This is a genomic window from Aliiroseovarius sp. M344 (assembly GCF_025140835.1).
Classification (GTDB): Bacteria; Pseudomonadota; Alphaproteobacteria; order Rhodobacterales; family Rhodobacteraceae; genus Aliiroseovarius.
The window spans coordinates 364,629-390,813 of record NZ_CP081153.1; the positions used below are offsets into that span (position 1 = coordinate 364,629).

Annotated in this window: 23 protein-coding genes and 1 riboswitch; of the genes, 13 read left to right on the forward strand and 10 right to left on the reverse strand. The window is 59.0% G+C overall.

Annotated features, from left to right (window positions below; all coding sequences use genetic code 11):
- Positions 1-6 precede the first annotated feature (6 nt).
- The gene (locus K3556_RS01665; protein ID WP_260518001.1) at positions 7-1,191 is read left to right on the forward strand and encodes a lytic murein transglycosylase; all 1,185 of its coding nucleotides are present in this window, start codon (positions 7-9) and stop codon (positions 1,189-1,191) included.
- A 65-nt stretch (positions 1,192-1,256) separates the two neighbouring features.
- On the opposite strand, the gene K3556_RS01670 is transcribed toward K3556_RS01665, so the two are convergent.
- Together K3556_RS01670 and smc are read right to left on the reverse strand one after the other, a co-directional pair.
- Positions 1,257-1,724 carry a YbjN domain-containing protein gene (locus K3556_RS01670; protein ID WP_260518002.1) on the reverse strand — a complete coding sequence of 156 codons (468 nt, stop codon included), beginning with the start codon at positions 1,722-1,724 and terminating at the stop codon, positions 1,257-1,259.
- A 67-nt stretch (positions 1,725-1,791) separates the two neighbouring features.
- Complete coding sequence (gene smc, locus K3556_RS01675) at positions 1,792-5,247, reverse strand: chromosome segregation protein SMC (protein ID WP_260518003.1); 3,456 nt, start codon at positions 5,245-5,247, stop codon at positions 1,792-1,794.
- Positions 5,248-5,448: 201 nt separating this feature from the next.
- A riboswitch (cobalamin riboswitch) is annotated at positions 5,449-5,653 on the forward strand.
- A gap of 30 nt (positions 5,654-5,683) precedes the next feature.
- Here smc and cobW point away from each other — a divergent pair.
- Complete coding sequence (cobW, locus tag K3556_RS01680) at positions 5,684-6,763, forward strand: cobalamin biosynthesis protein CobW (RefSeq protein ID WP_260519154.1); 1,080 nt, start codon at positions 5,684-5,686, stop codon at positions 6,761-6,763.
- Positions 6,760-7,212, forward strand: coding sequence for a GNAT family N-acetyltransferase (locus tag K3556_RS01685; protein ID WP_260518004.1), 453 nt, complete (start codon positions 6,760-6,762; stop codon positions 7,210-7,212). Before cobW ends, K3556_RS01685 begins: the two co-directional genes overlap by 4 nt.
- A gap of 7 nt (positions 7,213-7,219) precedes the next feature.
- Here the strand turns inward: K3556_RS01685 and K3556_RS01690 are convergent, their stop codons facing one another.
- Positions 7,220-7,384 (reverse strand): hypothetical protein, encoded by a 165-nt coding sequence (locus K3556_RS01690; RefSeq protein WP_260518005.1) that lies wholly within the window; start codon positions 7,382-7,384, stop codon positions 7,220-7,222.
- 63 nt (positions 7,385-7,447) lie between these two features.
- Between K3556_RS01690 and cobN the strand changes: the two genes are divergently transcribed.
- Positions 7,448-11,143, forward strand: coding sequence for a cobaltochelatase subunit CobN (gene cobN, locus K3556_RS01695; protein WP_260518006.1), 3,696 nt, complete (start codon positions 7,448-7,450; stop codon positions 11,141-11,143).
- Entirely contained in the window at positions 11,140-11,613 is a 474-nt protein-coding gene (locus tag K3556_RS01700) for a GNAT family N-acetyltransferase (protein ID WP_260518007.1), read from the forward strand. Before cobN ends, K3556_RS01700 begins: the two co-directional genes overlap by 4 nt.
- Here K3556_RS01700 and K3556_RS01705 read toward each other — a convergent pair.
- The gene (locus K3556_RS01705) at positions 11,610-11,924 is read right to left on the reverse strand and encodes a hypothetical protein (protein ID WP_260518008.1); all 315 of its coding nucleotides are present in this window, start codon (positions 11,922-11,924) and stop codon (positions 11,610-11,612) included. The genes K3556_RS01700 and K3556_RS01705 overlap by 4 nt on opposite strands.
- Before the next feature lie 161 nt (positions 11,925-12,085).
- Between K3556_RS01705 and K3556_RS01710 the strand changes: the two genes are divergently transcribed.
- The 3 genes from K3556_RS01710 to K3556_RS01720 all read left to right on the forward strand — a co-directional run bounded on the left by K3556_RS01710 (position 12,086) and on the right by K3556_RS01720 (position 14,340).
- On the forward strand, positions 12,086-13,291 hold the full coding sequence (locus K3556_RS01710; protein WP_260518009.1) for a TsoY family (seleno)protein: 1,206 nt from the start codon (positions 12,086-12,088) through the stop codon (positions 13,289-13,291).
- A 109-nt stretch (positions 13,292-13,400) separates the two neighbouring features.
- Positions 13,401-14,009: a cob(I)yrinic acid a,c-diamide adenosyltransferase gene (gene cobO, locus K3556_RS01715; protein WP_260518010.1), complete on the forward strand. Its 609-nt coding sequence runs from the start codon at positions 13,401-13,403 to the stop codon at positions 14,007-14,009.
- A gap of 19 nt (positions 14,010-14,028) precedes the next feature.
- The gene (locus tag K3556_RS01720; RefSeq protein WP_260518011.1) at positions 14,029-14,340 is read left to right on the forward strand and encodes a YciI family protein; all 312 of its coding nucleotides are present in this window, start codon (positions 14,029-14,031) and stop codon (positions 14,338-14,340) included.
- A gap of 20 nt (positions 14,341-14,360) precedes the next feature.
- Here the strand turns inward: K3556_RS01720 and K3556_RS01725 are convergent, their stop codons facing one another.
- Positions 14,361-16,016, reverse strand: coding sequence for a thiamine pyrophosphate-binding protein (locus K3556_RS01725; RefSeq protein ID WP_260518012.1), 1,656 nt, complete (start codon positions 16,014-16,016; stop codon positions 14,361-14,363).
- An 83-nt stretch (positions 16,017-16,099) separates the two neighbouring features.
- Here K3556_RS01725 and K3556_RS01730 point away from each other — a divergent pair, with 83 nt between their 5' ends.
- Positions 16,100-16,645, forward strand: coding sequence for an NADPH-dependent FMN reductase (locus K3556_RS01730; RefSeq protein ID WP_260518013.1), 546 nt, complete (start codon positions 16,100-16,102; stop codon positions 16,643-16,645).
- A gap of 22 nt (positions 16,646-16,667) precedes the next feature.
- Here the strand turns inward: K3556_RS01730 and K3556_RS01735 are convergent, their stop codons facing one another.
- The gene (locus tag K3556_RS01735) at positions 16,668-17,708 is read right to left on the reverse strand and encodes an NAD(P)/FAD-dependent oxidoreductase (RefSeq protein ID WP_260518014.1); all 1,041 of its coding nucleotides are present in this window, start codon (positions 17,706-17,708) and stop codon (positions 16,668-16,670) included.
- A 28-nt stretch (positions 17,709-17,736) separates the two neighbouring features.
- Between K3556_RS01735 and mnmD the strand changes: the two genes are divergently transcribed.
- Positions 17,737-18,438 carry a tRNA (5-methylaminomethyl-2-thiouridine)(34)-methyltransferase MnmD gene (mnmD, locus tag K3556_RS01740; RefSeq protein WP_260518015.1) on the forward strand — a complete coding sequence of 234 codons (702 nt, stop codon included), beginning with the start codon at positions 17,737-17,739 and terminating at the stop codon, positions 18,436-18,438.
- A gap of 11 nt (positions 18,439-18,449) precedes the next feature.
- Entirely contained in the window at positions 18,450-19,322 is an 873-nt protein-coding gene (locus K3556_RS01745) for a DMT family transporter (RefSeq protein ID WP_260518016.1), read from the forward strand.
- On the opposite strand, the gene K3556_RS01750 is transcribed toward K3556_RS01745, so the two are convergent.
- Positions 19,312-21,273: a lytic transglycosylase domain-containing protein gene (locus tag K3556_RS01750; RefSeq protein ID WP_260518017.1), complete on the reverse strand. Its 1,962-nt coding sequence runs from the start codon at positions 21,271-21,273 to the stop codon at positions 19,312-19,314. The two genes, K3556_RS01745 and K3556_RS01750, sit on opposite strands and share 11 nt — an antisense overlap.
- A gap of 143 nt (positions 21,274-21,416) precedes the next feature.
- On the opposite strand from K3556_RS01750, the gene dapA reads away from it, so the two are divergent.
- Complete coding sequence (gene dapA, locus K3556_RS01755) at positions 21,417-22,289, forward strand: 4-hydroxy-tetrahydrodipicolinate synthase (protein ID WP_260518018.1); 873 nt, start codon at positions 21,417-21,419, stop codon at positions 22,287-22,289.
- Between the two features lie 76 nt (positions 22,290-22,365).
- Positions 22,366-22,842 carry an SsrA-binding protein SmpB gene (smpB, locus tag K3556_RS01760; protein WP_260518019.1) on the forward strand — a complete coding sequence of 159 codons (477 nt, stop codon included), beginning with the start codon at positions 22,366-22,368 and terminating at the stop codon, positions 22,840-22,842.
- Positions 22,843-22,907: 65 nt separating this feature from the next.
- On the opposite strand, the gene K3556_RS01765 is transcribed toward smpB, so the two are convergent.
- From K3556_RS01765 to K3556_RS01775, 3 genes are read right to left on the reverse strand one after another with little or no spacing between them, the layout of a single operon-like run.
- Entirely contained in the window at positions 22,908-24,668 is a 1,761-nt protein-coding gene (locus K3556_RS01765; RefSeq protein ID WP_260518020.1) for a bifunctional molybdopterin-guanine dinucleotide biosynthesis adaptor protein MobB/molybdopterin molybdotransferase MoeA, read from the reverse strand.
- Complete coding sequence (gene mobA, locus K3556_RS01770; protein ID WP_260518021.1) at positions 24,665-25,285, reverse strand: molybdenum cofactor guanylyltransferase MobA; 621 nt, start codon at positions 25,283-25,285, stop codon at positions 24,665-24,667. Before mobA ends, K3556_RS01765 begins: the two co-directional genes overlap by 4 nt.
- Positions 25,282-26,172, reverse strand: a complete 891-nt coding sequence (locus tag K3556_RS01775; RefSeq protein ID WP_260518022.1) for a formate dehydrogenase accessory sulfurtransferase FdhD — start codon at positions 26,170-26,172, stop codon at positions 25,282-25,284. Before K3556_RS01775 ends, mobA begins: the two co-directional genes overlap by 4 nt.
- Positions 26,173-26,185 lie beyond the last annotated feature (13 nt).

Consider the following 26,185-nt stretch of genomic DNA (forward strand, 5'->3'; position numbering starts at 1 on the left):
CACACGATGCAGAAGATCCTGACCAGCGCCGTCTTGGCGGTTTTTCTTGGTGCTGCACCAACATACGCAGGGCTCGTGAAATGCGGGGGCGGATTTCAAACCTTTACGTCCGCCATGAAGACCGAAGCGGTCGGACGCGGGCATGCCAAGGAAACTGTCGAGGCGTTCTTTGCATCTGTCCGGCAGGACAATGCCACGCTGAAAGCGGACCGATCGCAGGGTATTTTTCAACGCCCCTTCGTCGATTTTTCACGCCGCTTGATCAGCAATGACCGGATGTCGCGTGGCAAGTCGATGATTAAAAAATACGCCAGCGTTTACAATGAGATGGAGCAAAAATATGGCGTCAGTCGGGGCGTGCTGACAGCATTCTGGGCATTTGAAACCGATTATGGTGCGGTGCAGGGTGATTTCAACACACTGAACTCGCTGATGACCCTGTCGCATGATTGCCGCCGCCCGGAGTTGTTCCAGCCGCAGGTCTTTGCCGCGCTGGAGCTTTTTGAACGTGGCAGCTTCAACCCGAAGACATCAAAAGGCGCTTGGGCCGGTGAGATTGGCATGGTTCAGATGCTGCCCGGTGACATAATCGAAGCAGGCGTGGACGCTGACGGTAATGGCACGGTCGATTTGCGTACGTCACCTGCCGATGCGCTTCTTTCCGGGGCGAATATGTTGCGGCGACTGGGCTGGCGCGCGGGCGAGCCATGGCTGCAAGAAGTGAACGTTCCGCAAAATCTGGACTGGTCAAAAACCGGTTTGGATACAACCGCCAGCGTAGCTGATTGGGCAAAATTGGGTGTCACACCGCGCCATGGATCGTTTGGATCGCAGGATCTTCAAGCGTCCGTTCTCTTGCCCCAAGGCCGAAAAGGCCCGGCTTTCATTGCCTATCCGAACTTCAACGTTTATTTCGAATGGAACAAAAGCTTTGTCTATGTGACGACCGCAGCTTATTTCGCCACGCGGCTGGAAGGTGCCCCGGTCTACAATGCAGGTAACCCCGATCCGGCTTTTTCAGATCAACAGATGAAAGCTCTGCAGAACAAGTTGGCGGCGCGCGGTTATGATGTCGGCAAGGTCGACGGTATTCTTGGTGCAAAAACCCGGGCCGCGGTCCAAAAAGAGCAGGTTCGGCTAGGCCTACCAGCGGATGCATGGCCGACCGCGCAACTGCTAAAGGCGCTTTAGGCTCGGCAAAGGTCAAAAGCGTCGTTCCGTTTGTGACGGAGCTATGCCTTTCCAGGACCTCGCATTTAAGACAGCTGCGCTTCGAAGCTCTTGACCAGTTCTGTCCAGATATCAAACATCTCGTCAAAATCATCCGAGCTGACGCCGGCATGGCCGGTATAGATATCGTATTCCAGCTTTTTTCGTCCGTCCGGGTCCTCGTAGACGCGGCCATATCGTTGGTCCGCGTTCCAGGTGTTTAGGGCGTCGCGTGAGATTTCATTTTCTGCGGTATAGCCCGCATAAAGTTGCAGCGAGTTGCAGTTCTCGTTGTCGTTGCAGCCATAAAAGAAAACGGCAAATGTGGTGCCGTAGTATTGAACTTCAATCAACGGATCGCCAACGCTGTCTTCGCTCAGAGTGGCCGGAGCGCCTATCTCTTTGAAATAGCCCAACACACTTTGTGGATCAGAGGCCTTGACGGGATCGGCAAGCGCGCCCGTCGCTAGACTTGCCGCGAGTGTTGCGGCGGCTGCAAGCAATTGAAACTTCATGGTATCTCTCCGGTTGGTCACTGCCAACAGACCCTAGGCGGGTTTGTCATCCAGCGCAACGGAGTGGTTAAGCCACAAGCGCCTCGGCGTTTTTCAGGTCGACACTAACCAACTGGCTGACGCCCATCTCGGCCATTGTCACGCCGAACAGGCGGTCCATGCGAGCCATAGTCACGGCATGGTGTGTGATGATCAGGAACCGGGTGTCAGTTCGGCGGGTCATTTCGTCCAGCAGGTCGCAGAACCGCGTGACATTGGCGTCATCCAGCGGCGCGTCAACCTCGTCCAGCACACAGATCGGGGCGGGGTTGGCCAGGAACACGGCAAAAATCAAAGCCAGTGCAGTCAAGGTCTGTTCGCCGCCTGACAACAAGCTCAGGGTCGACAGTTTCTTGCCCGGCGGTTGGCACATGATCTCTAGCCCGGCTTCCAGCGGATCATCGCTTTCAACCAAGACCAGCTTGGCTTCGCCGCCACCGAACAGGTGCTTGAACAGGTTGCCGAAGCTATCATTGACTTGTTCAAACGCTGTCAAAAGCCGTTCGCGTCCTTCCTTGTTCAAGCTTGCAATGCCGCTGCGCAGTTTCTTGATCGCTTCTTCCAGATCGGTTTTTTCTTTCAGTAGGGTGTCGTGTTCTTCCTGAACCTCTTTCGCGTCTTCTTCGGCGCGCAGGTTCACGGCACCCAACGCATCGCGCTGCCGTTTCAGACGATTCACATCGTGTTCGATTTGTTCGGCGGACGGCATCTTGTCGGGGTCGGCATCAAGCGTATCCAGCAGGGCTTCAGGTGTGGTCTCCATATCCTCTGCGATACGTTCAACGGCATAGGTCACCGTTTCGCGTGCAGCTTCAGTGCGGGCTTCCGCTCGGGCGCGCGCCTCGCGCGCCTCGCCAGCGGCGCGTTCTGCATCGCGCTCTGCAGTGGTCGCTTCACGCTCTGCGGTTTCGCCCTCGGCCAGCTTGTCGGAGGCTGCCTTGCGCCGGGTTTCAGCTTCGTCGATGGCGTTGGCAAGCTCGCCTCGCTTGGCAGCCAGTTCGTCGGGCGCTGCGTTGGCGTCTTTAAGCTCTGCTTCACTTTCGTCCTTGCGGTCTTCAAGCTCGGCAATCCGCTTGCCAGCTGTTTCAAGGCGGTGCTTCCAGCCCGACACTTCCTTGATGATCTCTTGGCTGCGGCGGGTGCGCGCTTCGCCTTCACGGCGCAATTCATCATGGGCCGAGCGTTTGGCCATCATCGTCATGCGCGCAGCTTCAACGGCCATTTTGACGTCATCAACCTGCGCGCGCGCGGCATCCAGATCGCCCAGATCGGCCACGCCGCGCTCCGCTTCAACCAACCTTTGCCGCGCACCCATTGATTCTTCTTCGTGGCGTTTCAGCGCCATACCAAGGTTTTCCAGTTTGCCACCGGCGATGTTTTGGTCTGCCTCGGCGCGTGACAGGGCGCGGTTGGCTTCGGTCATTGCACGATCGGCGTCGCGGCGCGCGTCACGCGCTTGTTTGTCTGCCTCGGTCGTTTCGATCAGCCGTGCCTTTAGGGTTTCATGGGCGGCGCGCGCGCCGTCGGCGCGGGCCGAGGCGTCTTCAAGGTCTTGCTTGAGTTCTTGCAGGCGGTTTAGCTGCTCGAGCCGCAACGCGGCGGTTGACGGCTGATCCTCTGCCGCTGCACGAAAACCGTCCCAGCGCCACAAATCGCCTTCCATCGACACCAAGCGCTGGCCGGGTTTCAGGTCAGCTTGCAGGCGGCTGGCGTCTGCTGTGCTGACCAGACCAATCTGGCTCATTCGGCGGGCCAGCACCTCTGGCACAGTCACGTAGTTGGACAGCGCGTTGACGCCATCCGGCAGTGATTGTGATTGCGCATATGCTGGCAAAGAGGCCCAGCCGGACGGCGCATCACCATCGATTTCTGGCGCACGCAGGTCGTCCGCCAGCGCCGCGCCAAGAGCCTTTTCATAACCCGGCTTTACCCGAAGATCGTCCAGAACCTGCCCGCCTTCAGACGCGTCACGCTCGACCAATCGTGCAAGGGCCTGCACCTCGGCATGCAGTGCGTTGACTTCGCCTTCGGCCGACGAACGCGCGGCGCGGGCATCTGCTTCGCGGGCTTGCGCTTCATCACGCGCTTCGTCTGCGGCAATCAGAGCGGCCTCGGCGGCGGCAGCGGCTTTGGTCGCTGTGGTTTCGGCGGCCTTGGCGGCTTCGTAATCCGCACCGGCCTTGCCCAGGGCAACCTTCGCCTCGTCCATGGCTGCGCGGGCGCGTTCAGCCTCTCCTTCGCTTTTCTCAAGCGTTTTGCGGCTGTCTTCCAGAAGGCGGTGGGCAGATTGGTGCCGCGCCGACAGGCGGGCCACATCTTCGGTCAACTGGGACAGATCACCTTCGCGCTCCTGCAAAATCGCAGCCCCCTCACGCGCCTCGGCATTGGCGGCTTCCAGGGCGGCCTCATGCCCATCAGAGGCTTTGGCGATCTGCGCCTGTTCCCAGTCCAGCCGTTCGATCGTTTCGCCAGCATCCTTGTTCAGGCCGCTTTCGCGCTCGATGTCGCGCGACAACTGGGCGATCCGCGAGGTCAGGGTTTCAATGCGCTGTCGGGCTTGAGCCTCTTGGTCCGACAACTGGTCACGCTGCACTTGCAGACGTTGCAGGATGGCGGCTGCCACTGCTTCTTCTTCGCGAAGTGGCGGCAGGCGATCCTCAGCCTCTTGCCGCGCTTTCGTAGCGGCGCGCGATGCTCCCTCTGCCGCTGCTGCGGCCTTGACGCGGTCGGTCAGTTGAGCTTCGGCTTGCGCGCGGGCGGCGTCCGCTTCTTTCCAGCGACGATACAGAAGCAGCCCTTCAGCCTTGCGCAGATCATCGCCAATGGTGCGATACCGGGCTGCCTGACGTGCCTGCCGGGCCAATTGGCCCAACTGGGAAGCAAGTTGTTCGATCACATCATCGACACGCGACAGGTTTGTCTCGGTGCCTTTCAGTTTCAACTCGGCCTCATGACGTCGTTGATACAAGCCAGAGATGCCGGCCGCTTCTTCCAGAATGCGGCGGCGCGATTTGGGCTTTGCGTTGATCAGCTCGCTGATCTGGCCCTGACGAACCAAGGCCGGGGAATGCGCACCGGTTGACGCGTCAGCAAACAGCATCTGCACATCGCGCGCACGCACATCCTTGGTGTTGACCTTGTAAGCCGACCCGGCATCCCGTGTGATCCGGCGCACAATTTCAAGATTGTCGTTGTCGTTGAAACCCGAGGGCGCCAACCGCTCGCTGTTATCGAGCAGCAGGGCGACTTCGGCAAAGTTGCGGGCAGGACGGGTCGAGGCCCCCGCGAAGATCACATCCTCCATCCCGCCGCCTCGCATGGCGGTCGGGCGGTTCTCGCCCATCACCCAGCGCAGTGCCTCAAGCAGGTTCGATTTGCCGCATCCATTGGGCCCGACCACGCCTGTTAACCCATCCGCGATCACCAGATCGGTCGGGTCCACGAAGCTTTTGAAGCCATTCAGTCGGAGCTTTGAAAACCGCAAGCGGTCTGCCTCATCGTTGATTCTTTTCAGGCTCCGAGTTTTTCGGGGGATTGGGGGTGAGTCAACGACTGACCGCGACATATGGATAATTTTGCCGGGTTATCCACAAGATATTGCTTTTCAGCTGCTCGGCATGTTGAACATCGCCGCCAAAGAGCGGTTTCAGGTCGGTTTCCGTCTTGACCCTGACAAGCGGCACACGGCAAACAGGGTCCGCATGGTTCCCCACTTAGGGGAGAATAGGGAATGCAGTGAGGGTGACCCAATCCGGGACCCGATGCTGCAGCCGCCCCCGCGACTGTAAGCGGCGAGCGTCCACCTGATGCCACTGGCCACAAGGCCGGGAAGGCGGACGGACGCGTCGACCCGCAAAGCCAGGAGACCTGCCATGCGCAACGAAACCCACCCGTCGGGGAGACGGGGCTTGGAGGACAAGATGCAAAGCAAAATACCGGCCACCGTTGTCACGGGCTTTCTGGGCGCGGGCAAAACCACTTTGATCCGCCACATGCTGGACAATGCAAACGGCAAGCGCATCGCGTTGATCATCAATGAATTTGGCGATCTGGGCGTCGATGGTGACATCCTGAAAGGCTGCGGGGATGAAACCTGTAGCGAAGATGACATCATGGAGCTGTCGAACGGTTGCATCTGCTGTACGGTGGCCGAGGATTTCATCCCGACGCTGGAAAAGTTGCTGAACCGCGACACGCCCCCTGACCACATCGTGATTGAAACTTCGGGGCTGGCGTTGCCACAGCCTTTGGTGCGTGCGTTTCAGTGGCCAGAGATTTCGACCCGTGTCACCGTGGATGGCGTGGTGACGGTGGTGGATGGCAAGGCTGTGTCTGATGGTCAGTTTGCCTCGAATCTCGCGGCGGTAGAAGCGCAGCGGAAGGCGGATGAGAATCTTGATCACGAGACCCCACTGTCAGAACTGTTTGCCGATCAGGTCGCTTGTGCTGACATGATTGTGGTGAACAAATCCGACCTGTTGGGTGACGCCGAAGCCGATGCTTTGGTGGGCAAGTTGTCCGCCGATGCACGTCGCGGTGTCCAAGTTGTGCGTACTTCGATGGGTGCGCTGCCGGTCGAGGTGTTGTTGGGGCAGGGTGTTGGTGCCGAAGGCGACATGGCCGCACGCCATGAAATTCACCACCATCACCACCACGATGATGACCATCATGATGATGACCACGACCATGAAGATGATCACCATCACGATCATGACCACGACGCGTTTGAAAGCTTTGTTGTTACCCGTACAGAAGTTACCGATCCGGCGGCCTTCGCCGAACAAGTGGCCCAAACCATCCGGGACCATAACATCTTGCGTCTGAAAGGCTTTGCGGCGGTGTCCGGCAAGCCAATGCGGCTAACTCTGCAAGCAGTTGGCCCGCGGGTTGATACCTATTTCGACCAACCATTTGGGACGCAACCGCGCGAAACCCGTTTGGTCGTCATCGGGCAAGCCGGTCTGGACCGTATCGCGATCGAAAGGGCACTGGTGGCATGACCATCGAAATCGTCCCCGGTGACCCCCGCGACCCGGGGGCGGTGGCTCTGCTGAAGCAAAGCCATGCATTGATGGAAGAGCTGTTTCCGTCCGAGGATAATTTCTATTTGGACATCGACCAGCTTTGTGCACCCGAAATTTCGTTCTTCATGGCGCGTGAAGGGGACAAGGTGCTGGGCACCGCGGCCCTTTATGAAGCGGGTGGTTACGGCGAGGTGAAGTCGATGTTCGTCTCGACCGAAGCGCGTAGCCGGGGGGTCGGCGAGGCGCTTTTGGCGGAACTTGAGGACACCGCACGGGCAAAGGGGTTAAGCGCGATGAAGCTTGAAACCGGCAATGCGTTGCACGCGGCGCACCGTCTTTATCAACGGGCCGGGTTCACAAATTGTGGGCCGTTTGGACGGTATATGAACGCCGCCAGCTCGATTTTCATGGAGAAGGCGCTGTGACTGTCGCTCAGTCCTTCTTGGATTTTTCGGCGGCAGCTTTCATCCGCGCAAGCAGGGCGGCTTTGTCGTCCTTGCGGTTCAGGGGGTTCTTCTCGGTGCCGCGCGCATTGTGTTCGGAATGGCGCGGTGTTCCTTTGGCGGGCTTGGGCGCGCCGGCTGCTTTATAGTCCATAATTCTACCTTGATCGGGTGACTGTTTGCCCGGTCCATAACACCTTATTTCAAGGGACGCGATATGCATCTTCTTGCAGCCACACCCGGTTCCATCGACGATGGGAAAGAACCCGTCGATCTGGGGCAATCGCCTGCGGATGTCGTGTTCATTTCGGCGGCGGATACCGAACTGGCCGGGCTGTCGCAGGCGCGCGCCGAGATGGAAGGCGCGCCCGGATTGCGACTGGCCAACATGATGCATCTGGCGCATCCGATGTCGGTTGATCTGCATATCGATAATTGCGCAACCAAATCCAAACTGGTGATTGCCCGTGTTCTGGGTGGCGTTGGCTATTGGAAATACGGGGCAGAACAGTATGCGGCGCATTTGCGCGACGCAGGCGTGCCGTTGGCGCTGTTGCCCGGTGACGACAAGCCGGACGCAGAATTGCGGGCGATGTCGACCGTGTCAGACGAGGATTACGATGCGCTCTGGGCCTATCTGGTTGAAGGCGGGCCCGAGAACGCGGTTGGGTTTCTTGCTTATGCGAAGACTATTCTGGATGGCGGAGAAAAACCTGAAGCCGCGCGCCCATTGTTGCGCGCCGGCGTCTATTGGCCGGGGGCGGGCGTCGCCGATCTGAGCGCAGCGCAAGCAGACTGGACCGATGGTGCGCCCGTTGTGCCGATTGTTTTTTACCGTGCGCTGGTGCAGGGCGCGGGCTTAAACCCGATCAACCGGCTCGTGCGGGCGTTGTTGCGGCAAGGCCTCAATCCACTGCCTGTCTTTGTCGCATCGTTGAAGGACCCGGTATCGGTCGCGACGATGGAGCATCTGTTCACCGAAGCCGCCCCGGATGTGATCCTGAACTGCACGTCCTTTGCGGTGGGGTCGCCGCATGTGGGCGACACAGCGCAATCCGCAAACCCCTTCCAGATGCCTTGGTGCCAAGCCGCGCCGGTTTTTCAGGTCGTTCTGGCTGGGTCAAGCGAAGCAGCGTGGGAGGAGGGTCTGACCGGTCTGTCGGCGCGCGACATCGCGATGAATGTGGCATTGCCCGAAGTGGACGGCCGTATCCTTTCCCGTGCGATCAGCTTCAAGGGTGAGGCTTTCTTTGACGAGGCTACAGAGTGCCCCATTGCAACCTATCGCGCGCGCGGTGACCGGGTGCAATTCGTGGCCGACCTAGCCGCAAGCTGGGCAAAGTTGCGGCAGGCTGCACCAGCCGACCGGCGCGTGGCGTTGATCATGGCGAATTATCCCAACAAGGACGGGCGGCTGGCCAACGGTGTTGGGCTGGATACACCCGCCGCCGTGGTGCACGCGTTGAGGTTACTAAAGACCGAAGGTTATCGTGTCGCAGATGCGCCCGCAGACAGCGACGCATTGATGCAAGCCGTGATGAAAGGTCCAACCAACTGGCTGACAGATCGCGCCACCCGCACAGGCGGTGTCACCCTGTCGATGGCGGATTATCAGATCAGCTATGGACAATTGCCATGGGCGTTGCGCGAGGCAATTGAAACGCGCTGGGGCAAACCCGAAGCTGATCCGTTCTATACCCCCGGCGACGTCGACTGCGGGTCTTTCGCCCTGTCGGTGATTGAACATAGTAATGTGGTCGTCGGTGTGCAGCCCGCGCGCGGTTACAACATTGACCCAACCGATACCTATCACAGCCCCGACCTAGTGCCGCCGCACAACTACCTCGCCTTCTATTTCTGGCTACGTCACACCTTCGGGGCGCATGCGATGGTTCACATGGGCAAGCATGGCAACCTTGAATGGCTGCCGGGCAAATCGGTGGCGCTGTCGGGCGAATGCTGGCCCGAGGCCGTGCTGGGTCCAACGCCGCATGTCTATCCCTTCATTGTCAACGACCCGGGCGAAGGCACGCAGGCGAAGCGCCGGTCACAGGCCGTCATCATTGACCATCTGACGCCGCCATTGACGCGGGCAGAAACCTATGGGCCGCTGCGCGATCTGGAAGCGCTGGTGGACGAGTATTACGAGGCGGCCGGGGTCGACCCGCGCAGGATTACCCATCTTCGCCGTGAAATCCTGAGCCTGACCTCTGCCACCGGGCTGGATCTCGATGTCGGTATGGCGGGGGATGATGAGGATCAGGATCTGGCCAAGCTGGACGCCTATCTGTGCGAGTTGAAAGAGGCGCAAATCCGCGATGGTCTTCACGTGTTTGGACAGTCGCCTGAGGGGCGGTTGGAGCGTGACTTGGTGCAAGCTTTGGTGCGGGTGCCGCGCGGAACAGGCGATGGTGGGGACGCGTCGCTGATCCGGGCCTTGGCGTCCGATCTTGATCTGAAGTTCGACCCGTTGGATTGCGAGATGGCCGAGCCGTGGGGCGGCCCGCGGCCTGACATCCTATCTGGTGATGATGCTTGGCGCAGCAACGGCGATACAGTTGAGCGGCTGGAGCAATTGGCCGCCCGTATTCTGGACCGAGAAGCTCCCGCACCGGGCAGCGCCAGCACCGCCGTTCTGAATGAGATCAAAGAACGCGTGCGCCCAAATGTGGCAGCCTGCGGCCCCGGCGAAGAAGCGGGGCTGCTCACCGCCCTTGCAGGGCAATTCGTCGCCCCCGCGCCATCCGGCGCGCCGACTCGCGGACGATTGGACACGCTGCCCACCGGGCGCAATTTCTATTCCGTCGACAGCCGTGCCGTGCCGACCCCGACCGCTTGGGCGCTGGGCTGGAAATCGGCCAGCCTGTTGATTGACAAACACCTGCAAACCCATGGCGACTGGCCACGCGCGATGCTGGTCACCGCGTGGGGCACGGCGAATATGCGCACCGGCGGAGATGACATCGCGCAAGCATTGGCCCTGATGGGCGTGAAGCCGAAATGGGACAGCGCCAACCGGCGGGTGACAGGGTTTGAAGTGATCCCCGTGACCGCGCTGGGCCGTCCGCGTGTGGACGTGACCTTGCGCGTGTCGGGCTTCTTCCGCGATGCGTTCCCTCAGTTGATCTCGTTGGTCGATAGCGCCGCGCGCGCCGTGCAGGCGCTGGACGAACCCGATGACGTGAACCCGGCCGCCGCGCGCGTTCGGGCGGGTGAGGCCGCGCACAGGGTCTATGGATCAAAGCCGGGTGCCTATGGCGCGGGACTACAGGCAATGATAGATGAACGACTTTGGGCCAACAAAGCAGATCTGGCCGATGCTTATCTGGAATGGGGTGGCTATGCTTATGGCGCGGGCGGCGAAGGTGCGCGCGACCGGGAGGGGTTCGAGGCGCGCTTGGGTCAGGTCGAAGCTATTGTGCAGAACCAAGACAATCGCGAGCACGACCTTCTGGACAGCGATGACTATTACCAGTTCGAAGGCGGTGCAGCGGCGGCGGTGTCGACGCTGCAAGGGCGCGACCGGCCGATTTATCACAACGACCACTCGCGCCCGGAACGCCCGGTGATCCGCACGCTGGATGACGAGATTGGGCGCGTCGTCCGCTCGCGGGTTGTGAACCCGAAATGGATCGACGGGGTCAAGCGTCACGGCTACAAAGGCGCGTTCGAGATTGCTGCGACCGTCGATTACCTGTTTGCTTTCGCCGCCACCACGGGTGCGGTGAAAGGGCATCATTTCGATCTGGTCTACTCGGCTTTCATCGACGATGACGAGACGCGCGACTTCATCGATGAACATAACGCACCTGCGCTGAAGGAAATCGCTGAACGCCTGACCGAAGCGATCGAGCGGGGCCTTTGGTTGCCACGCTCCAATTCGGCACGTGCGAGGTTGGACGCGCTCAAATGAAGCCCCGTCGGTTGGATCCTGATGAAGACACTGCGCCGTTCCTTGCGCTGCTTCACAATGCGTTTGCCGATATGGAAGGACGGATTGATCCACCCAGTTCCCTGCACCGTCTGACCATGTCAGGGATCGCAGCTCAGGCGCGCGACGGAGAGGTTTGGGTCATTGGGCATATGGCTTGCGTTTTCCTGACGCCGCATCCGGTTGCGACACCCCCCGAGCTTTATGTCGGGAAGCTGGCCGTTGATCCCGCCGCGCAGGGGCGAGGGTTTGCGCGGACCCTTATGACGCTGGCGGAAAGGCGCGCGAGAGCATTGGGATTTGAGCGGCTTGTCTTGCAAACGCGGGTGGAGCTGGTCGAAAATCACGCGATCTTCGAAAAACTGGGGTTTGTGAAGACCGCTGAAACTGCGCATCCGGGATATGACCGGCCCACGTCATACCGTTTTGAGAAAACACTGCGCGGGCGCTAGCTACAGTCAATCTCGGCCCGCTGGATGGCTTGATCGCCAGACAATGATCCCTCGACGACATTGCAATTGGTGGCTTGTTCAATCGCGGTTTTAGCGCGGGCTAGGATGACCGGAATACGCGGCAAGGCTTCGAAACTTGTGCGATAGACCTCAACCCAGTTTTCGCGCCGATGGACCGAGAAGGTCGACCCTTCCGCAGTCACTTTTCTGACAGAGGTATCCGCTGACATGAATTGCGGGCTGGGGCTGTCACAGGCGGCAATAAACGTCATGAGCGTCAGAAGCGTTGTGCCATGCCGGATGATCTTCACGCTGGGTCTCCCTTTTCGACCAAGTTGCGCGGGTGGTGGTTAACAACCGGTTAAGAACCCAGGCGGCTTAGGTGCGACAACGTGTTCTGCGGTTTGGCTTGCTTTGTGGAAAGGTCAAGGATATAAACATTCATAAATATGAATATGAATGGAGTGATCCAATGCAACCCAATCGCCCAGCGGACAAGTATTCGCCGCTCTACTTCCTTGCCTCGGTCGGGGCAGGTGGCCTGTCGGTCACGTTCTTTATGTATCTGATGTTCTGGGTGTCCCATAAGGGTCAGCCGGTTCCTGTGTTCGAAGACATCTTGGCCGCGTTCAACACCGGCACTATCGGCATGAAGGCCGCCATTGCGGTTGCTTGGGCCGGTATCGCCACATTTGTTTTCCTGAACCTGAAATATTTGGTCTGGAACCTGAAAGCGTTCTCGGCGTTTCGAAAAACCGAGGCGTATACCAAATTGAAAGCCTCAAACGCCGAAACCACAATTCTCGCGATGCCTTTGGCACTTGCGATGAGCGTAAACGCGCTGTTTGTCGCGGGTCTGGTCTTCGTGCCAAATCTGTGGATGATCGTCGAATACCTTTTCCCCTTCGCTATGGCTGCGTTCCTGGCCATTGGTATTCTTGCGCTGATCTATATCGGTGACTTTCTTGGCCGTGTGCTGACCCAAGGCGGCGTCTTCGATGTGACGGCACATAACAGTTTTGCCCAGATGCTGCCTGCCTTCGCGCTGGCGATGACCGCCGTCGGCTTTTCAGCACCCGCCGCGATGAGCACCAATACAGTTGTTGTCGGCGTCTCGTTGGTCGGATCGACTTTCTTCGGGATGGCGTCCATCATCTATGCGGCGCTGGCGTTGTTTACCGCCTTCAACTCGATGCTGCACTACGGCACGTCAAAAGAGACCGCGCCGACCTTGATGATCGTGATCCCGCTGATGACCATCCTAGGCATCATGGCTTTGCGTCAGAACCACGGTTTGCATGCCACTTTCGAAGTACACAGCACTGCTGGTGAAACCATGGTGTTCCTGGCGCGACTGGTGGCCATTCAGGTTCTGTTCGGACTGCTTGGCTTGGTGATGCTCGCCCGGCACGGATACTGGAAAAGCTTCGTGTTCGGCAACGAAACCTCGCCCGGTTCCTATGCTTTGGTGTGTCCCGGTGTGGCGCTGTCGGTTCTGCTGCAGTTCTTCATTAACTCGGGGTTGGTGAAGGCCGGTGTGCTGGACAAGTTCTCGGTCACCTACTGGGTGGTCACCGCGATTGCCATCGGGTTCCAGTTCGCCATGGTGGCCTTGGTGTTCCGCTTGAACAAGCAGCATTTCGGTCGCCCGTCGGCGCACGCCGTGCCAGCTGAATAATCTGAAGAGCCATTGAAATGAACGGGGGCGTGCCAGAAACGGCGCGCCCTCTCTTGCATCTGGCCCTTATGACCCGCACAGTGATCGACGAACAATTCATGAGGATGCCATGACCGTAGATCCCGACCGCCACGCCACCAAGATGGCAAAGAAGAAAGCCGCGCGTGACAAGATCATGGCGACCAAGACCGATAAAAAGGGCTTGATCATTGTGCATACCGGGAAGGGCAAGGGCAAAAGCTCAGCTGCGTTCGGTATGATCTTCCGCTGCATTGCCCACGGAATGAAAAGCGCCGTGGTGCAGTTCATTAAGGGTGGTATGGATTGCGGTGAGCGCGACCTGATCAACGCAAAATTCGGTGACATTTGCGAATTTCATACCATGGGGGAAGGGTTCACCTGGGAAACCCAGGACCGCACCCGCGACGTGGAAATGGCGCAAGCCGCGTGGCAAAAGTCGAAAGAACTGATCCGCGACCCGTCGAATACGATGGTCCTGCTGGATGAAATCAACATCGCGATCCGCTATGATTACGTGGACGTGAACGAGGTCGTCAAATTCCTTGTCGAAGAAAAACCCGAGATGACGCATGTGGTTCTGACCGGACGAAATGCCAAGGAAGAACTGATCGAAATCGCTGATCTGGTGACCGAGATGGAACTGATCAAGCACCCGTTCCGGTCGGGCGTCAAAGCGCAAATAGGGGTCGAATACTAGACCTCTGAGGAGGACGAGAATGCCCAAATTCTATATGGCCTATCATGAACCGAGTGATGTGCCCGATGACAAAAAGGCCGAGATGCAAGCCGCCTATAAGGCGTGGATAGCGAAGTATTCCGATGTTTTTGTCATGCCGGAAACGCCATTCAAGGCACAATGGACCGTGGATGGTGACGGCGCGCGTGAAGGCTTCAAGCAACCAATGATGGGTTTTTGCGTAATTGAAGCCGCTGACGCCGACGCGGCATTAGCGATTGCCAGCGAAAACTCGTTCATCCAGATGGGCACGATCCATCTGGCAGAGCTGATGGAAATGCCGCTGGGTTAACAAAACCCAGCAGCGCGTCGTCAGCGATTCTCTCCAACTGCGCGCAACGCATCCAGCGTCATGTTGGGCGTTGCGACCTGTGGATCCAGAACCAGCTCGATGACCGCCAAGCTGTCTGCTGCTTTGGCCCGCGAAAACGCGGCGGCGAAATCCGCGCCGTCAGTCACTGTTTCCCCGTGTCCACCATAGGCACGCGCCAATGCCGCGAAATCGGGATTGGCCATGTCCGTTCCTGAGACACGACCGGGATAGGTGCGTTCCTGATGCATCCTGATTGTGCCGTAACGACCGTTATTCGCGATGATCGCGATGGGATTGGCGCCGTGCTGCTTGGCCGTGGACATTTCATTCAACGTCATCTGAAACTCGCCATCCCCCAGCCAAGCGACAACCGTACGGTCCGGATGTTCTAGGCTGGCGGCAACGGCAGCCGGAAACCCGTAGCCCATCGAACCGGATGTGGGCGCGAGCTGTGTGCCATGCTGTTTGAAGCTGAAATAACGGTGCAGCCAAGTGGCATAGTTTCCAGCGCCATTGGTGACGATTGCATCCTCAGGCAGATTTTCGGACAGCCACAGCACCACCTCTTCAAGCTTCACCTCTCCCGGCGTGGTTGCCGGCGATTGATGGCTTTCATATTCTTCGCGTGCAGATCTGGTCCAGTCTGCCCAGACTGGGGCATCTGTCCCGTTTGTGTGCACAAGAGCAGCCAGCGCGTCTGGGCCTGTGGCTGCTAACGCCAAATCAGCATGAAAGACGCGCCCCAGTTCGTCCGGGTCTGGATAAACATGCACAATACGCTTGCCAGTGGCGGCCGGGTTTAGCAGTTCATACCCACCCGTCACGCTATCGCCCAATCGAGAGCCCAGCACGATCAACGTATCAGCGTCGACTAGCCGCGCGCCCAGTTTCGGGTTCATCCCAACACCCAGATCACCAACATAGTTGCGATGCCGGTTATCCATGAAGTCCTGCCGCCGGAAGGCGCAGGCGACGGGAAGATCGTGCGCTTCGGAAAAACGGGCGAGGTTTCGCGCCGCCTCGGCGTTCCAGCCAGGGCCTCCTGCAATGACCAGCGGCGTCTTGGATTCAGCAAGCACCGAGGTGATCGCTTGGGCATCACTGGTCGTCACATGACCATTCGTTCTTGGCATTGCGGGGCGGTCCGGCACGTCGGCGCGGGCGCTTAGCATATCTTCCGGCAGGGCCACCACGACCGGCCCGGGGCGACCCGACCGGGCCATATGAAAGGCGCGGGCAAGATATTCTGGCAAGCGTTCGGTTTGGTCTACTTCGCAGGCCCATTTGGCAAGCGTTCCGAATACGGCGCGGTAATCGACCTCCTGAAAGGCTTCGCGATCACGGTGGCCGCGCGCAATCTGGCCGACGAACACGACCATCGGCGTGCTGTCCTGCATGGCGACATGTATACCGGCCGAGGCATTCGTCGCGCCGGGGCCTCGGGTCACGAACAGAACACCGGGCTCTCCGGTCAGCTTGCCATGTGCCTCTGCCATCATGGCCGCGCCACCTTCCTGACGGCAGACGACGTTTTCGACCCCACTGTCATGCAACCCATCCAGGGCAGCCAGAAAACTTTCACCGGGCACGGAAAAAACGCGATGCACACGCTCTGCCTTCAGGTGATCGACCAAGATCTGTCCGCCATGTCGCATAATCGCACCCCTTTTATTCCGTTCAGCCGTTGACCTTGGACGTCGCACGCCGCACCTTTGCACCCGCGAAACAGGAGACTGAATTGTCTAAACATCGATTGCTTGGCATGTCCGGATCACTGCGTAAAGACGCAACGAACCGGTTTATGATCCGAAATGCGGCCCGCCTGTATGGCGACGTCGAATATACCGAGGCTGATTTGAACCTGCCCTTGTTCAACGAGGATGAGGAAACGGCAAATGGTGCACCCGAAAGTACCATTCTTTTGGCGGGGCAAATTAGGGCTGCAGATGCGGTGATTATTTCGACCCCTGAGTATAATAAGATGCTGTCTGGCGTTCTTAAGAACGCTTTGGATTGGGTCAGCCGGGTAAAGCCAAACCCTTGGGTCGGCAAGCCGGTTGCGGTTATGTCGGCCGCGGCCGGACGGGCTGGTGGGGATCGCGCGCAAACCTCTTTGGTTTCTTCGATGACGCCGTTTCAGCCGCGCCTGATCATCGGCCCCGAAGTGTCAGTTGCTGGCAGTCGTAAGGAATTTGATGCGGATGGCCAGCTGACAAACGACCGCTATGAGGCCGCACTTACAACGCTGATGGAGAAGTTGCGGGTCGAGGTGGAGAGGGGCTAAGCCAGCCCGTGTTCAAGCGCGGCTAAAGGCTCGCCTCGACCTTGAAATCCACGGGAATCGTGTCCCGACCTTCGAGCACCAGATCAGCCATGACCTCGCCCACCTTCGGCCCCATACCAAACCCAATCTTGAAGCCGCCATTGGCAATGAAGTGACCGGGGCGGCCAGGATAGGCCCCCAGCATCGGGGCGCGGGACTTTGCGCGGGGTCTGACACCGGCCCAACGCTCAACCACAGCGGCGTCGGCGATGGCAGGGCAGACGATGCGCGCACGCGCGATCACATCTTCCAGCGCTTCGTCACAACTGGTGGGATCATCAAAGTCACGCTCGCTTGTTGACCCGATCGCGACGGTGCCATTGGCGTGTGGAATGATGTGCAGGCCGTCCGCGAAGAGCTGCGGAAGCGTTGCGGCATCGTGCCTGAGAAGTGCACTTTGGCCTTTCACGCCGTTACCGACGGGTTTTCCTAATGTGCTTGAAAACTCCTCAAGCCCACGCCAGCCGGTGGCCCACACAACCTGACCTTCCTCCGTTGCACCTTGGACGATGTTCCCGCCTTTGGCCTGAACAGCGCCCGCCAGAGCATGTGCCGCCAGGCGCGGGTTCATCCGCGCCGTCAATGTGTCATGAATTACATACCCCGTGGCGCTGTCGGGCGCCCAGCCGGGGAAGTCTGCGGCGGGTCTAACCTCCCAATTGGCGTTCCCCTGCCACAAGGTTGCGGCCTCTGTACTTCTGTCGCGGGCAAGCGCCAGTGATCGGTCATCGACAATGGGTTGCAAGCGGCCGGTGCGACCGTAACCTGAGGGCAGGCCAGACACGGTTTCGACGTCGGCCCAATATGCCTCTGCCATGATCAGGCTGTCGAATTGAAAGGCCTTCTTGGCGTTCCAGTTTTCCGGCACATGCGGGGCCAGCGCGCCAACCAAACCGCCCGACGATCCGGCCCCGACACCATAAGGGTCGATCACTCGCACCGTCGCGCCGCGTTTTACGCAACTCCAAGCGACTGACAGGCCAAAAATACCTGCGCCATAGATGGTTACATCCACGATTGCCAAAACACCGGTCCTTCTTCATGGTCGCGCAGTGAACCGAGTTCTAGGGCAAGTCGTGACAAAGAGCCAGATTGCAGAAATCTCGTGGAAAGAAAGCGGCGTGCCGGTGGCGACGCGGTTCGATGATCCGTATTTTTCGCTTGATGATGGCCTGGCCGAAACGCGGCATGTCTTCCTGAGCGGCAACGATCTTCCTGCACGATTTGCACCGGGGTTTCACATCGCTGAACTGGGTTTCGGCACCGGCCTGAATATGCTGGCAACTTACCTGTCTTGGCGAGATGCTGGGTTGCCGACGGGGGTACGCTTCACCTCGTTCGAAGCCTTTCCGATGACGGCGGATGATATAGCAAAAGCGCTTGAGGGTTTTCCGGAAGCGCAGGCAGTCTCGGCGCCGTTCCTGGCCGCTTGGGCAGGTGGTGCGCGTGCCTTTGATCTGGATGGCTTTGGTGTGGACGTGATCGAAGGTGACGCCCGCCTTACGCTGACCGGATGGTGCGAAAAGGCCGACGCTTGGTTTCTGGATGGCTTCTCGCCGGCGAAAAATCCTGAACTGTGGGGTGATGATTTGTTGATGCAAGTTGGTGCGCACACCGCCCCTAATGGCACATTCGCGACCTATACGGCTGCAGGCTTTGTGCGCCGCGCCTTGGACGTGGCAGGCTTTGCCGTGGAACGGTCACCGGGGTTTGGGCGCAAGCGGCATATGAGCCGCGGCACCCTGCGCCCCTAAGGAGACGGCGGATGGAACAAAACACCCGCGCGGGCATTTGGCTGATGATTGGGGCAACCTTCGTCTTTGCCATGCAGGATGGAATATCGCGACACCTAGGCGGCTCTTACAATGTCTGGATGATCGTAATGATCCGGTATTGGTTCTTTGCAGCCTTTGTCATCTGGCTGACCCGCCGAAACGGGGGTTTGCGTAAAGCGCTGCGACCCACGAGACCCTATCTGCAAGCGTTCCGCGGTGCGCTTCTCGCGCTGGAAATCTGCGTGACTGTTTTGTCATTTGTACTGCTTGGCTTGGTCGAAAGCCACGCGATCTTTGCCTGCTATCCCTTGCTGGTCGCGGCATTTTCCGGCCCGGTTCTTGGTGAAAGTGTGGGCTGGCGGCGTTGGCTGGCCATTGGCATCGGGTTCGTCGGCATTCTGGTGATTTTGCAGCCTGGCGTCGGCGTCTTTGCGCCAGAAGCGATCGTGCCGTTGATCGGAGCGTTCATGTTCGCCCTCTATGGGCTGTTAACCCGGCTGGCGGCGAAAACTGACAGCACGCAGACTAGCTTTTTCTGGACCGGCGTTGTGGGTGCCGTCGTGATGACCGCCATCGGTGCGACGTTCTGGGAACCGATGATTGCGACGGATTGGGGCTGGATGGCGCTGCTATGCGTCACCGGCGTTTTGGGTCATTGGCTGCTGATCAAATGCTACGAGTTTGCTGAGGCCAGCGTCGTGCAGCCTTTCGCCTATCTGCAACTGGTATTCGTATCGATCCTCGGCGTGTCGTTGTTTGGCGAGGAAATCCGCACCAACGTCGTTGTCGGTGCGGTGATTGTCGTGAGCGCGGGTATATTCACTTTGATCCGCAGTCGGCGGGCACCTCGTCCTACTGCTTAAGCTCTTTGGACAGCGACAAGGGTTCGGTTTTGCCGGTCAAACGCGCGCGATAGACGGGCAGGCTTTCGGCCACCCGCATGACATAGTTCCGGGTTTCGCGAAACGGGATGTGCTCGATCCAATCAATGATATCGGTGGAGCTTGCGCGCACATTGCCCAACTGTTCGGACCAACGGGTCGCGCGTGTTGGCCCTGCGTTATAGGCCGCGGCCACCAACACAGGATTCATGCCGAAATCTTCAATCAGTTTGGCAAGATATTCTGAACCGAGTCGCGTGTTATACGCCGGATCAGTGATCAGGCGCGATTTGGAATAGGGCATTCCAATCCGTTTCGCCATGTCGGAGGCCGTGCCGGGCATAAGTTGCATCAATCCACGAGCGCCAACGCCCGACATGACGCTGGGGTCGAATTCGCTTTCGCGCCGCGCGATGGCAAGCTCCAGCGCCCGCGGCACTGTCCTGTTACCGCGCCCAATGTCAGGCGTCGGGTAATAGGGGCGTGGGATGGTTATGCCAACGCGGGCAGCTTGTTTTGCGATCATGACCTGTAAATGGGGCTCGTTCACGCTTTCAGCCCATGCACCCAGCTGGCCGATTTCTTCACGGGTCAAACTCTCGGCCAGATGCACGGCAAACCGCTCCGCCCAGTATCCTTCGCCAGCAGATTGCAGCAGGCGGGCGGCCTCCATGACCGATCCCCCCCAGAAACGCGCTTGCTTGAAAGGCGGGAAGGGTTCGATCCCAGTCAGGGTGGGGTCCATCGGCATACCCGCTTTTTCGGCGGCGAGAAGGCCATAGAAACTGGTTTGATATTCGCCGCCCAGCTCATAGGACGCCTTGGCCGCCACTGCGTCACCCGCTGCCTCGTGCGCCCGGCCCAGCCAATAGCCGGCGCGCCCCATGCTGATGGGGGTGTCGACGCTAAGCCGGAAGGTTTGAAAATGCTCAAGAGCGGTTACGGGATCGTTGAGCTTACGCAAGGCGACATAACCCGCAATCCATTCAAGGTCGTTTTGATCCGAGCCGCCTGACAAGTGGTGGAAAGAGGCCAGTTGATAGGCTTGTTGCGCTTTCCCTTCGCGCATTGACCAGCGGGCCAGCACCCGGCGCCAACTTGCCCAACGCTGGGGTTGTCCAAGCTTTGTTGCGCTGTCCGAGCGGGACAAAAGCAAATCGATCGCATCCTGATTGCGCCCTTTAGACGCCCGCCAAAGGAACCTTTCATACGCCAAGCCCGGATCATCAGCCAACCCAGCTGGGACGGCGGCGATCAGACCATCCACCCCGTCCTTCTTTTTCCGCAACGCCAAACGCGCGTTGGCCAGAGCCTGCTGATCTTTCCCGACCAAAGGCAACATGCGCGTGGCTTCGGCGGTGTCGCCCCGCCACAAAAGTGTATCGAGCCTGTCCCAATGATACGGCTTCAGCGTGTCACCATAGCGGGACAGAAAGGCATCATGTTCTTCATCGTCCAGCGACAGGGTGGACCAAGCCAAAATGATCCCGGCGCGCGCGTCATCTGCTGTGCCGGTCGCGGTCAAGGCCTCGGCCAGACGCAAAGCGCCACGTCCGGTTTGTGGAGGTTCCGGTTTAAAGAACTCCAGCACCTTCGACGGTTCATACCGATGTGGAATCGTTTCCTCGGATTGCTTGCGCAGATATTTCAGGCCGGGCCAATCTGGGTGCTTTGCCAAAAAGGCGCGACTATCTTCGAAACTGCCTTCGCCTCGGCGCAACCGATGCCATTCCAGCAAATCACGCACCAACGGACCGCCAGCCTGCGCGTCCGAGATCGCGTCAGACCAATTGTTGGACCGAGCCTGCGCAACCGCCTGTTTTAAAGCGGAAACCGCGCCAGCGTCCTGCGACAGCGCGGCAAGCGGTGTGACCAAAATGGGCGCCAAAGACAGGGACAATGCCCCGAGAATATGTTTTATTTTTCTGCTCATGCAGAAAAACTAGTTATGGATGCGGGATACGCAACACACAAACTTGGCATTTGTGTCGAACCCGGCTAGTTTCCGCCGCGTTTGCGGTTGCGATTCAAATGGTCGCCGCATGTAACCTGGAAACACAAAATTTGGAGCGTGTCATGTTCAAAGGATCTCTTCCTGCCCTGGTCACGCCGTTCAAGGACGGCGCCGTGGATTTCGACACGCTTAAACGGTTGGTTGAATGGCATATCTCCGAAGGCTCACACGGGTTGGTGCCCGTGGGAACGACCGGAGAAAGCCCGACCTTGAGCCACAAAGAACATGAACAGGTGATCGAAGCGGTCGTCACGACCGTTGCGGGCCGCGTGCCTGTGATTGCCGGTGCCGGATCAAACAGCACAGCAGAAAGCCTGCGCTTGGTGAAGCACGCCAAGGCGGTGGGTGCGGATGCGGCGCTGGTTGTTACGCCATATTACAACAAGCCGACACAAAACGGGATGATCGCGCATTATACCGTTTTGGCGGAAGTTGGCATTCCGATCATCATCTACAACATCCCCCCGCGGTCGGTGGTGGATATGTCGCCTGCTACAATGGGTGAGCTGGCCAAACTTGATATGATCGTGGGGGTTAAAGATTCCTCTGCTGATCCGGGTCGTGTTGGGATGCAACGGATGACCTGTGGCAAGGATTTCATCCAGCTGTGCGCCGAAGACCCGGCAGCAGTTGGGTATAACGCCATGGGTGGGGTTGGCTGTATCTCAGTCACAGCAAACGTGGCACCGAAGCTGTGCAGTCAAGTGCAGGCCGCAACGCTTGTAGGCGACTATGCCAAAGCGCTGGAACTGTCAGACAAGCTGATGCCACTGCACCGTGCGATTTTCCTTGAGCCGGGTGTGGCTGGCGCGAAATACGCCATGTCACGGCTTGGCCTTTGCGAAGGAGAGCTACGCCTTCCGATGATTGAGGTCACGGACGGCACCAAAGCGCAGATTGACGCAGCCCTACGCCACGCAGGTTTACTGAACTAAATCGACAGCCCGGTCTGAGTGCGATTTGCCAAAGGCCGGGCTGGACAGTGCTTGATCGAACGCCTACATCCGCGTCATGGCCAAGACGAAAGACGACCCTAACTACAAAGTCATCGCCGACAATCGGCGGGCGCGGTACGATTACGCGATCGAAGAAGATATCGAATGCGGCATCGTGTTAATGGGGTCTGAGGTCAAATCCCTTCGCGAGGGCAGTGCCAACATCGCCGAAAGCTATGCGGCGGTGGAAGACGGCGAGTTGTTTCTCACCAACGGTTATATCGCACCTTACAAGCAGGCGATCACCTGGGGTCATCAAGAACGGCGCAAGCGAAAGCTACTGGCCTCGAAGCGCGAGATCGCCAAGATGTGGAATGCGACACAGCGTAAGGGCATGACCCTTGTTCCGCTGGTGATGTATTTCAATCACAAAGGTCTGGTGAAGATCAAGATCGGTATCGCCAAGGGTAAGAAGGCCCATGACAAGCGGGCGACCGAAGCCAAGCGCGATTGGGGTCGTCAGAAGCAGCGGTTGTTGCGGCACGGGGACTAGGGGCTTTGCCCCTCTGCGCTGCGCGCATTCACCCCAGGATATTTCAAACCAGAAGAAGCGGCGGGTCAGGCCAGATCGAAACCCGAATAGGGTAGAAAGCGGACCAGCGTTCCCGGCGTGATGTCCAGCGCATCGTCGGGCAGTTCGACAAGCCCGGTGGCCCAGCTGAGGCTTGAGATACGGCCCGAGCCTTCGGACTTGAACACCTCGACATGGCCGTCTTCAGTAAGGCGCGCGCGGAGATATTCGCGACGACCAGCTTTCTTGGTTTTGGAGAAGGCAGCGGGCAGTTGGAAGGATTGTCGTTCCAGCCAGTTGCCCCCAGCGAGCAGAGACAGGGCCGGGCGTGCGAAAATCAGTGTTGTGACCAGTGCGGCGACCGGGTTGCCCGGCAGGCCGAAAACAGGTGTGCCGTTCCATTGGGCAAGCGCAAGCGGCCGGCCCGGTTTTATTGCGACGCGCCAGTGATGCAGAGATCCGGCCTCAGCAAGTAGGGCCGAGACGTGATCCTCATCGCCAGCAGACGCGCCGCCAGATGTCAGGATGACATCGGCTGTCTTTGCAGCATCATCCAAAGCGCGGCGTAGTGTGTCCCGATCATCCGCGACATGTCCCAGGTCAACAGGGGTATAGCCCCATCTTTTTGCCAGAGACAGCAACATCGGGCGGTTCGCGTCATAGGTTCGGGCAGCGTCCAGTGTTGTGCCGGGTTCGGCCAACTCGTCACCGGTGGACATTACGCCAACGCGAAGGCGGGTATGAACAACGGTATCGGACAGGCCGAGTGCCGACAGCAGCGCAACGTCTGGCGCGCGCATCTTGTGGCCTGCGGGCAGGGCGCGTTGACCGGCTACCATGTCCTCGCCTGCTGCGCGGGCATTTGCGCCGGGTTTCAGCCCCGCGGGAAAGCTGAGCCGGCTGCCGTCAATCTGCACGTCTTCTTGCATGACCACTGTGTCGACACCGTCTGGCAACAGCGCGCCGGTCAGAATGCGGATAGCTTGGCCCAATGGCACGTTACCGGAAAAAGGTGCACCAGCAGCTGCGCGACCTTTGACAAGCGGCATGTGGACGATGTCTCCTGCTGGCAGACCTTCATAGGCAAACGCATATCCATCAACCGCTGCATTTGCGCCGGGTGGATTGGATCGGGCAGCCACATGATCTGCGGCGAGGATGCGATCGCTTGCGTCTGCAACAGGAATTCGCTCAGTCCCAGCAATCGGTTTTAAACGCTTTCTGAGCGTGCTGAGGGCTTCGTCGACCGGCGTCCAGATTACGCCGGGGGGCAGGGCGAAACAATCATTTGCCAGTTTGGTCTTAGAGCGTGACGCCATGTCGGTGGCGTTTTCAATGAAGGCGGCGATGGACGCTGTATCATCAAGATCAAAGATCGGCAGGTCGATGTCTGGCAAAGGGCAGTCGCTGGCCACGGCAAGGACGGTTTGGTTGTGGGGCGCCAGCAGTGGCTCGCCGGTTGTGGCGCGGTGAGCTTCGATTTTGGGATGAGGCGCGGATTTGAAGCCTTCCACGAGCACCAGATCGCAGGGCGCCAGGCGAGCAATCAGGTCGGCAAGACGTGGTTCATCTGTGTCCCGCAGTTCGTGCAGGATCGAAACACGCGCGGACGACGCCAAAACGACTTCTTGTGCACCGGCTTCGCGGTGGCGGTGGGTGTCGGTACCGGGGCGTTCCAGATCGACGCCGTGGTGGGTGTGTTTCAAGGTCGACACCCGCAAACCTTTTGCAGTGAAATGGGCGACCAACCGTTCCATCAAGCCGGTTTTGCCCGAGTTTTTCCAACCGGTGATACCGAAAACCTTCAAGGCGCAGCCTCCAACAGAGATTGTGCATGGGCAAGGTCTTCGGGTGTGTTGACGTTGAAAAAAGGGTCGAACGGGTCTGGCTCGAAAACCGCTTGGGCAGCCCCGTGTTTGTCAGTCCATAGCACGACTTTTCTCAACCCGCTTTCAAGCGCCTCTCTCAGATCACTTCGCAATGACACGTCCCACAACCCGAAGGTTGGTTGGCGCATTGGCCCGCGTGCGGGATCTCGAGTTGCTGCAAGGGCAATCGGGGCGTGCGCCTCAGCTGCGGCGCGGGTTAACCGATCCACGAGGTCACGGGGGAAAAACGGCGTGTCAGCCGCGGCAGAGACCACATAGCTAGCGCCTTGTGCCGCAGCCCAGTCGAGCCCAGCCAGCACACCAGCAAGCGGCCCTGCGAACCCGTCGATGCTGTCTGGCAGCACGGGCAAGCCCATTTCGTCAAAGCGGGATGGATCGCCATTTGCGTTCAGCGCCAGCGCGCCGACCTGCGGTGACAGACGGTTGATTACATGAGACAGCAGCGTTCCATTCCCCAGCGGCAGCAACCCCTTGTCGCCACCCCCCATGCGTGTGGCCAACCCGCCTGCGAGGATGATCCCGACGGGTTTGGTCATGTGTCGGCCCCCTTGCGGCGGTGTTTTCGTTCTTCATGGGCGACATGGGCGGGGTCAACGTCGCGGATCAGGCGGTCTTCACCTGACAGGCAGATGAACCGTTGACCACGCATGCGCCCGATCAGGGTCAGTCCAACTTCGCGTGCAATCTCGACACCCCACGCGGTGAAACCGGAGCGAGAGACCAGTATTGGAATGCCCATCTGGGCTGTCTTGATCACCATTTCAGAGGTCAGTCGGCCGGTGGTGTAAAGAATTTTGTCAGCCCCTGAGATTTGTTCTGACAACATCCACCCAGCCACTTTGTCGACAGCGTTGTGGCGCCCGACATCCTCCATATAAACGAGAGGCCGATTTTCCTGACACAGCACAGTGCCATGGATCGCGCCCGCATCAAGGTAAAGCGACGGCGTGCGGTTAATCTTCTGCGCCAGGGTATAAAGCCACGAAGTTTTTAGAGGTGCAGGCGGCAGGGTCAGGTCCTCCAACCCCTCCATCATGTCGCCAAACACCGTGCCGACCGCACAACCGGATGTCCGTGTCTTGCGGGCCAGTTTGTCCTCGTAGTCGGTTTCGCGGGCGGTGCGCACAACGACCGTATCGATGTCGGCATCAAAATCCACACCAGTGATCTGATCGTCGTCTGACAGCATCCCCTGATTGCGCAGAAAACCAAGCGCCAGATAGTCAGGGTAGTCGCCAATCGTCATGGCTGTCACGATTTCGCGCTTGTTCAGAAAGATCGTCAGTGGGCGTTCTTCGACAACCGAAATCCGAACCGGCGCGCCCGTTTCATCATAGCCTTCGACCGCGCGAGTCAAGCGTGCCGCCCCAGGATCTGGTGCGATCAGGTAATCGGAAGTTTTGTCTTCGGTGGTCAATTGCAACTCCAGTCGAGAC

What these genes read in the sequence shown, in the direction of transcription:
- K3556_RS01665 (WP_260518001.1), top strand. Translation starts at nt 7, where the DNA reads ATGCAGAAGATCCTGACCAGCGCCGTCTTGGCGGTTTTTCTTGGTGCT.
- K3556_RS01670 (WP_260518002.1), bottom strand. Translation starts at nt 1,724, where the DNA reads ATGAAGTTTCAATTGCTTGCAGCCGCCGCAACACTCGCGGCAAGTCTA.
- cobW (WP_260519154.1), top strand. Translation starts at nt 5,684, where the DNA reads ATGCAAAGCAAAATACCGGCCACCGTTGTCACGGGCTTTCTGGGCGCG.
- K3556_RS01685 (WP_260518004.1), top strand. Translation starts at nt 6,760, where the DNA reads ATGACCATCGAAATCGTCCCCGGTGACCCCCGCGACCCGGGGGCGGTG.
- K3556_RS01690 (WP_260518005.1), bottom strand. Translation starts at nt 7,384, where the DNA reads ATGGACTATAAAGCAGCCGGCGCGCCCAAGCCCGCCAAAGGAACACCG.
- cobN (WP_260518006.1), top strand. Translation starts at nt 7,448, where the DNA reads ATGCATCTTCTTGCAGCCACACCCGGTTCCATCGACGATGGGAAAGAA.
- K3556_RS01700 (WP_260518007.1), top strand. Translation starts at nt 11,140, where the DNA reads ATGAAGCCCCGTCGGTTGGATCCTGATGAAGACACTGCGCCGTTCCTT.
- K3556_RS01710 (WP_260518009.1), top strand. Translation starts at nt 12,086, where the DNA reads ATGCAACCCAATCGCCCAGCGGACAAGTATTCGCCGCTCTACTTCCTT.
- cobO (WP_260518010.1), top strand. Translation starts at nt 13,401, where the DNA reads ATGACCGTAGATCCCGACCGCCACGCCACCAAGATGGCAAAGAAGAAA.
- K3556_RS01720 (WP_260518011.1), top strand. Translation starts at nt 14,029, where the DNA reads ATGCCCAAATTCTATATGGCCTATCATGAACCGAGTGATGTGCCCGAT.
- K3556_RS01725 (WP_260518012.1), bottom strand. Translation starts at nt 16,016, where the DNA reads ATGCGACATGGCGGACAGATCTTGGTCGATCACCTGAAGGCAGAGCGT.
- K3556_RS01745 (WP_260518016.1), top strand. Translation starts at nt 18,450, where the DNA reads ATGGAACAAAACACCCGCGCGGGCATTTGGCTGATGATTGGGGCAACC.
- K3556_RS01750 (WP_260518017.1), bottom strand. Translation starts at nt 21,273, where the DNA reads ATGAGCAGAAAAATAAAACATATTCTCGGGGCATTGTCCCTGTCTTTG.
- dapA (WP_260518018.1), top strand. Translation starts at nt 21,417, where the DNA reads ATGTTCAAAGGATCTCTTCCTGCCCTGGTCACGCCGTTCAAGGACGGC.
- smpB (WP_260518019.1), top strand. Translation starts at nt 22,366, where the DNA reads ATGGCCAAGACGAAAGACGACCCTAACTACAAAGTCATCGCCGACAAT.
- mobA (WP_260518021.1), bottom strand. Translation starts at nt 25,285, where the DNA reads ATGACCAAACCCGTCGGGATCATCCTCGCAGGCGGGTTGGCCACACGC.